Here is a 6,739-nt window from a genome sequence, read left to right as displayed (position 1 = left end):
CGGGCGTAGCTCAGGGGTAGAGCACAACCTTGCCAAGGTTGGGGTCGTGGGTTCGAATCCCATCGCCCGCTCCAGTTTCCGGTCACCGGCATTCTGGTCAAGCGTCTTCGAGGATACCCATCCGGTTTGCCGGATTTATGCGGGCGTAGCTCAGGGGTAGAGCACAACCTTGCCAAGGTTGGGGTCGTGGGTTCGAATCCCATCGCCCGCTCCAGTTTCGAAAAGGCTGCCGCGAGGCGGCCTTTTTTATTATCCGCGCAGAGGTCCGCAGGACCGCGCGGTGCGCATTGGCAACAGCTCGTTAAAATTACCTTTTTGGTAATCTCTTTATCGCAATTTGCCCTATAATCCGTCCCAATCAGTAATTCGTTCAGGACAGACCCCGCTCATGATGCGCAAGCTCGCTCTTCTCGCCCTGACTTCCGCCCTGGCCGGCGCCGCTCTTCCAGCTGCAGCCCAGGACTATTCCTACGGTTCTTCCGGCGGCACCTCCGGCCATCAGTATGTGCTGGATCTTGGCGTCGGCGCCCTGGTCAAGCCGCGTTACGACGGTGCGGACAGCTATCTGGTGTCGCCGGTGCCGCTGATTTACGTCAGCCGTTTCTATCTGCCTATTCTGGGGCAGGTGGCAGACGGACAGGCGCGCACGGGTATTTATTTCTATCCGTCCTTCAACTTCATCGGACAGCGCCGCCCGTCCGACACGTCCAGGCTGAGCGGCACCCGCAAGGTCGACTGGGCACTGGAAGCAGGCCTGGGTGCCGGTTTCCAGGGTGAAGGGTTCCGGGTGTTCGGCGAGCTCCGTCAGGGCTTCAACGGCCACAAGGGGCAGACCGGCCAGATCGGCGCTGACCTGATCATGAAGCCGATGCCGCGGCTCGAGCTCAGTGCAGGCCCCCGCCTTGGCTTCGCATCGTCCGACTATATGGACACCTATTTCAGCGTATCGCAGTCAGAGGCCCGCGCCAGTGGCCTGAACGAGTTCCGCGCCAGCGGCGGGTTCAAGAGCATCGGCGTGTCCTCCCGCGCCAGCTACGATCTGACCGATCAGGTGAAGCTGCATGTGGAAGGCGGTTATGACCGGCTGATCGGCGATGCGGCCCGCAGCCCGATTGTCCGCAACCGCGGCAGCCGCAACCAGTACACCATCGGCACCGGCGTCACCTACCGGTTCTCGTTCGACGCATTCTGAGCAGGCCCATGTGCCGGCAGAAATGAAAAAGGGCCGTCCTGTGGGCGGCCCTTTTGTTTGTTTTCCGGCGGTTCACGAACAGGGTTTGAGCGGGGGCATTCCGTCAGGCAACTCGGTGCGGGCGTCTCCGCACAGGTTGATCATGCGCTTGGGGTCAAGCCCGCGCACATTCTGCAGCTTTGCACCCGGAAGCCTTGTGTTGCGCAGCAGGGCGCCCGTCAGATTGGCGTTCGAGAGATCTGCACCGGTCAGGTCGCCGCTGGTGATGCGGGTGCCGCTCAGATCTGCATTGCGGAAACTGGCATCCACCGCGATGATCCGGTCAAGATCGGCATAGGGCAGGCGGGCATTGTCCAGCATGGCGCCGCTGAGATCAGCGCGCTCGAGGTCTGCGCCATCCATCTTGCTGCCGGTGAAGTTGGCGCCGATCGCTATGCTGCGGGTCAGTGTGGCGCTGCGCAGATCCGTGTTGTCCAGCTTGGCGCTGGTCAGCACCGCGTCATTCAGATCCGCGTCCCGCATGTCTGAGCCGGACAGCCTTGCCTTGATCAGGGATGCCTTCTCCAGATCCACGCCGCGCATGGAACTGCGGGTCATGTCGGCCCCATCGAGATTGGCGCGCTCCAGCTCCGCCCGGCGCAGGTCAGCGCCAGCGAGCCTGGCTCCGGTGAGAATGGCCTCCTTCAGATCCGCTTCGCGCAGGTTGACGCCGGTGAAATCCGGCATGTCCAGCTTCAATGCGCGCAGGCTTTCCAGCTTGAGGTCGCAGCCGGGGCAGCCATTTTGTGCGGTAATCTGATCGAACTGCGGGGCTGCTGCCTGTGCAAAGGCGCTGTCAGAGCCCTGAGGCAGCAGGGCGAGGGCCGGCAGGATGAGCGCTCCTGCAAGTTTCGATGTCAATCGCAGTGCCATGTCCAACCTCCTGCACCCCCGGGCCTCTTTTAGCCCTCACCGGGCCGGGCGCAAAGCACAGAGTTGCACACCAAGACATCTTGTCCCGGTCTGCATTTCAAACATGGAGGGGGAGAGTGCTGCGGGCCGGAAGGAAGTAGCGGGTCGCAGTGCCACTTCCTTCCGTCCGCAATCGCTGACGACGCACAACCTGACAATCAGCTTCCCGACATTAGGATTGGAGTGGTTTCCAAAAGGTTTTCTTTGTCGATAAAACTGATCTTCGTGCGTTTTATTTGGTTTAATGATGTTTATCTTTGTTATTGATTTTATTATGCATGGCAAAATGCAAATTCCAGTTAATTTCTATTAATCACTGGAACTCCGAGCGCAGATCGACAGTCGAGCGTTCGCCTACGGCATCGTAATTGCGCTCCACCCAGTCTGCTGCAGTCTTGCGGCCGATGGAGAACAGCTCCTCGATAAACGCCCATTCCGCATTGGACTTGGAGGAGGCCTGCAGCGGCTTCAGGGCTTCTCCGTCGATGCGGTGGAAATTGACCTTCTTGTAGTCCTCTTCATTCAGCTTGCCTTCGTTCAGAAGGCGCAGCACGAATTCAATGGACCGCATTTCGCGCAAGAGCGTGGAATTGAAGGTGATCTCGTTCATCCGGTTCTGGATTTCGCGGGCCGTCTTCGGGGTTTCCTTGCGCTCGATCGGGTTGATCTGCACCAGCAGCAGGTCCTGCGTGCCGGTCTCGTAGAACAGCGGATAGAGCGGCGGGTTGCCCATGTAGCCGCCGTCCCAGTAGGGCACGCCGTCAATCTCCACCGCCTGGAACACCTGAGGCAGGCAGGCCGAGGCCATCACGGCATCGGCCGTCAGCTCGTCACCGCTGAAAACCTTGATCTTGCCGGTGTGCACATTGGTGGCTGACACGAACACCCGCACACGCCCGCAGGCGCGGACGGAGTCAAAGTCGATGATCTCCTTCAGCACCTCGTGCAGCGGATTGATGTTGAGCGGATTGAACTCGTAGGGCGAGGCAAAGCGGGAGATGAGATCCATGGCAATGTAGCTCGGCGAGAAGTCGAGGCTCCACTGGCCAAGGGCCATGTCCAGCGGCGAGCGGCGGATCGGGCTCAGGTAGGCGTGCTGGCTGACCTTCTTCCAGAATGTCCGCAAACGCTCCCGCGCGCCTTCAGCTCCGCCTTCGTGCAGGCCGCAGGCCAATGCCACTGCATTCATGGCACCGGCCGACGTGCCGCTGATACCGTCGATCTCGAAGCGGTCATCTTCCAGAAGGTAGTCCAGTACGCCCCAGGTGAAGGCGCCATGGGCGCCGCCCCCCTGAAGCGCCAGATTGATGACCTTGCGCCCCGGCGCTGACTTGCGCGGCGGGGCTTTCCGCTTTCTGCTCCCTGTCATTACTGGGCTGTCCAGCCGCCATCGACGGGCAGCAGGGTGCCTGTGATGGACTTTGCCGCATCCGAGCACAGGAAGACGGCAACTGCCGCGACCTCTTCCACGGTGACGAATTCCTTGGTCGGTTGGGCCTTGAGCAGCACCTCGCGCTTAACCTCGTCCTCGGTCATGTTGCGTGCCTTCATGGTGTCGGGGATCTGGGCCTCGACCAGTGGCGTCCAGACATAGCCCGGGCAGATGGCGTTGACGGTGACACCCTTTTCCGCCGCTTCCAGCGCAACGGTCTTGGTCAGGCCTGCGATGCCGTGCTTGGCAGACACATAGGCAGACTTGAAGGGGGAAGCGACCAGCGCATGGGCGGAGGCGGTGTTGATGATGCGTCCCCAGCCACGAGCCTTCATGCCCGGCAGGGCCGCGCGGATGGTGTGGAAGGCGGAAGACAGGTTGATGGCAATGATCGCGTTCCATTTGTCGACGGGGAATTCGTCGATGGGTGATACGTGCTGGATACCGGCATTGTTGATCAGGATATCGACGCTGCCGAGTTCCTTCTCTGCCGTTGCGATCATGGCGGCGATTTCGTCGCCCTTGGTCATGTCGGCGGGCGAGTAGATGCAGCGGACGCCGAAGTCCTTTTCGATGCCGGAGCGCTCGGCCTCGATCTTGTCCTTGTCGCCAAAGCCGTTGATCATCACATTGGCGCCTTCGGCTGCCAGCGCACGTGCATAGGCGAGGCCGATGCCGGAGGTTGATCCGGTGATGACGGCGTTTCTGTTCTTCAGCATGTCTTTCAGGCTCCCTGACCGAATTCCGGCGGCAGCTTCACATGAAGCTGCCTTGCACTGCAACAACGCAGTTGCGCTGATGCGGTTGCGTGACAAATCGGTAATGAAAGCCTGAGCTTTTGCAGGACGCTGCCCTGCCTGAGCCGGCCAGCCTGTCAGTGCTGGGCGAACATCGGATTGCCGGGGTTTTCAGCCCATAGCCGCTCGGCCACGTCCTTGTAGGCCACGGTCACGACAGCAAGGCCGATGGTGGTGGTGATGATCTGCAGCAGCGTGCCGAAGACGGCCAGAACGACGAAGCCGAGAATGACCGAGCCGCCCATGAGGATCTGATATCCTCCGGCGATTGCAAGGCCCATCACCAGAATGGCCGGGATGCTGAGCAGGAACGTGGCCACGAACATAGGTCCCGCATAGCCCTTGCTGATGCGGAAGGCGTCTGCGACCGGCAGGCGGTGGCCAACGGCAGAGGCCGGTACAATGAAGCTGATGCGGTACATCAGTGCAATGGTCAGCACTGTGAGCCCGGCGATCACCGCGATCATGATGATGTGCGGCACCACCCCGTTCAGCACCGTGGCTGCGAGAATGATGCAAATGACCGGTCCCATCAGGATCAGGGCAGTCTGCACCATGCGCCACAGCACCCGTTGTTCGTAGATGCCAAAACGCAGGTGGATCAGCTGAGGCTGTTCCTGCAGCAGGCCGAACCGGTGCCAGCCGCTCGCAATGGACGCACCACTGATCAGCGATAGCACGAAACCGGCCAGCGCAAGGATGATGTTCAGGCCTGCAATATCTTCGGTTGCATCGGTCAGGAAATTGATGACCAGCATGATCACCATCCATGCGCCGGCGAGACGAAAGGCGGTGTTGATGTTCTGGCGGATCAGGGTTGCTGACTGATGCAGGATGTCCGAATACATGTGGGCTCCAGGCTGGCATTGTCACTTGCAGGAAATGCCAAGTGCAATCATCAGGTCTATAGGCTGGCCCGGCAGGGCAGCGCAAGTGCTCCGGATCACAGTTTGCTGCGCCGGTGCGCTGCATCGCGCCTTGCGTGCGGTTCTTGATTGCCCTTATGTGAGAGCCAATTTAATCAGGCCATGACAAGCGCCCGGCCGCAGAGCGGGCGGAGGGTGAATACGAGGTTGGCTGATCCGATGAGCGAGTATGTCCCGATGCGCCTGCCCCGGCGCCGGTCGGTTGCCGTGCAGGTGGGTTCTGTGATGGTGGGCGGCGATGCGCCTGTCGTCGTGCAATCCATGACAAATACGGATACGGCGGATGCCGATGCCACCGTGGCGCAGGTCGCTGCGCTGGCACGGGCCGGATCCGAGCTCGTGCGCATAACGGTCGACAGGGACGAGTCCGCTGCGGCCGTACCGCGCATCCGCGAGCGGCTGGACCGTATCGGTGTCAATGTGCCGCTGATCGGCGATTTCCATTACATCGGCCACAAGCTGCTGGCCGACCACCCGGCCTGTGCCGAAGCACTGGCCAAATACCGCATCAATCCGGGCAACGTGGGCTTCAAGGCAAAGCGCGACACCCAGTTCTCGCAGATCATCGACATCGCCCAGAAATATGACAAGCCGGTGCGCATCGGCGTCAACTGGGGCTCGCTCGATCAGGAGCTTCTGACGAAGCTGATGGACGAGAATGCGGCAAGCCCAAATCCGATTGCCGCTTCCGCTGTCATGCGTGAAGCGATCATTCAGTCCGGGCTTCTTTCGGCCGAGCGGGCCGAAAGTCTGGGCATGGCGCGAAACAAGATCATCCTGTCCGCCAAGGTCAGCAACGTGCAGGATCTTATCGCCGTTTATGCGGACCTGGCCGCACGCTGCGACTATGCGCTGCATTTGGGTCTCACAGAAGCTGGGATGGGTACCAAAGGCATCGTTGCCTCGGCGGCCTCCATGGGCATTCTGCTGCAGCAGGGCATTGGCGACACGATCCGTGTGTCGCTGACGCCGGAGCCTGGCGGTGACCGGAGCAAGGAAGTCCAGGTTGCGCAGGAGCTGCTGCAGGTGATGGGCTTCCGCGCCTTCGTGCCGGTGGTGGCAGCTTGCCCCGGCTGCGGGCGCACCACCTCCACCGTCTTCCAGGAGCTGGCGAGCGACATTCAGGAGCATATCCGCGTGTCGATGCCGGTCTGGCGCGAGCAGTATCCGGGGGTGGAGAACCTCAACGTCGCGGTGATGGGCTGCATCGTCAACGGTCCGGGTGAATCGAAGTTCGCCGACATCGGCATCTCGCTGCCGGGTACGGGCGAATCGCCCTCGGCGCCGGTCTTCATTGATGGCGAGAAGGTCATGACCCTGCGCGGGCCCTCCATCGCGGAAGACTTCAAGGCCATGGTTCTCGGCTATATCGAGCAGAAATACGGCTCGGGCAAGCCGCTGGAGTTGCCCTCCGCGGCGCAGGAGTGAGTTCGCCCTCCCG

6 protein-coding genes and 1 tRNA gene are annotated in these 6,739 nt (G+C 61.1%); 3 read left to right on the top strand and 4 right to left on the bottom strand.

Features of this window, described 5'->3' with window-relative positions:
• The first annotated feature begins 139 nt into the window (after nucleotides 1-139).
• Nucleotides 140-214, top strand: a tRNA-Gly gene (locus tag V6L75_RS13915).
• Between the two features lie 174 nt (nucleotides 215-388).
• Nucleotides 389-1,192 (top strand): MipA/OmpV family protein, encoded by an 804-nt coding sequence (locus V6L75_RS13910; protein ID WP_334252093.1) that lies wholly within the window; start codon nucleotides 389-391, stop codon nucleotides 1,190-1,192.
• 72 nt (nucleotides 1,193-1,264) lie between these two features.
• Here V6L75_RS13910 and V6L75_RS13905 read toward each other — a convergent pair whose 3' ends face one another.
• The 4 genes from V6L75_RS13905 to V6L75_RS13890 form a co-directional block, all read right to left on the bottom strand.
• Nucleotides 1,265-2,104, bottom strand: coding sequence for a pentapeptide repeat-containing protein (locus V6L75_RS13905; RefSeq protein ID WP_334252092.1), 840 nt, complete (start codon nucleotides 2,102-2,104; stop codon nucleotides 1,265-1,267).
• 352 nt (nucleotides 2,105-2,456) lie between these two features.
• Nucleotides 2,457-3,512: a patatin-like phospholipase family protein gene (locus V6L75_RS13900; RefSeq protein WP_334252091.1), complete on the bottom strand. Its 1,056-nt coding sequence runs from the start codon at nucleotides 3,510-3,512 to the stop codon at nucleotides 2,457-2,459.
• Complete coding sequence (locus V6L75_RS13895; RefSeq protein ID WP_334252090.1) at nucleotides 3,512-4,294, bottom strand: 3-hydroxybutyrate dehydrogenase; 783 nt, start codon at nucleotides 4,292-4,294, stop codon at nucleotides 3,512-3,514. Before V6L75_RS13895 ends, V6L75_RS13900 begins: the two co-directional genes overlap by 1 nt.
• 155 nt (nucleotides 4,295-4,449) lie before the next feature.
• Nucleotides 4,450-5,220, bottom strand: coding sequence for a hypothetical protein (locus V6L75_RS13890; protein WP_334252089.1), 771 nt, complete (start codon nucleotides 5,218-5,220; stop codon nucleotides 4,450-4,452).
• Between the two features lie 237 nt (nucleotides 5,221-5,457).
• Here V6L75_RS13890 and ispG point away from each other — a divergent pair, with 237 nt between their 5' ends.
• Nucleotides 5,458-6,726 (top strand): flavodoxin-dependent (E)-4-hydroxy-3-methylbut-2-enyl-diphosphate synthase, encoded by a 1,269-nt coding sequence (gene ispG / locus V6L75_RS13885; RefSeq protein ID WP_334252088.1) that lies wholly within the window; start codon nucleotides 5,458-5,460, stop codon nucleotides 6,724-6,726.
• Nucleotides 6,727-6,739 lie beyond the last annotated feature (13 nt).

It is taken from the genome of Pannonibacter anstelovis (genome assembly GCF_036881715.1).
Classification (GTDB): domain Bacteria; phylum Pseudomonadota; class Alphaproteobacteria; order Rhizobiales; family Stappiaceae; genus Pannonibacter; species Pannonibacter anstelovis.
The sequence above is the reverse complement of the archived record's forward strand: the minus strand, read 5'-3'. Positions and strand labels throughout refer to the sequence as shown.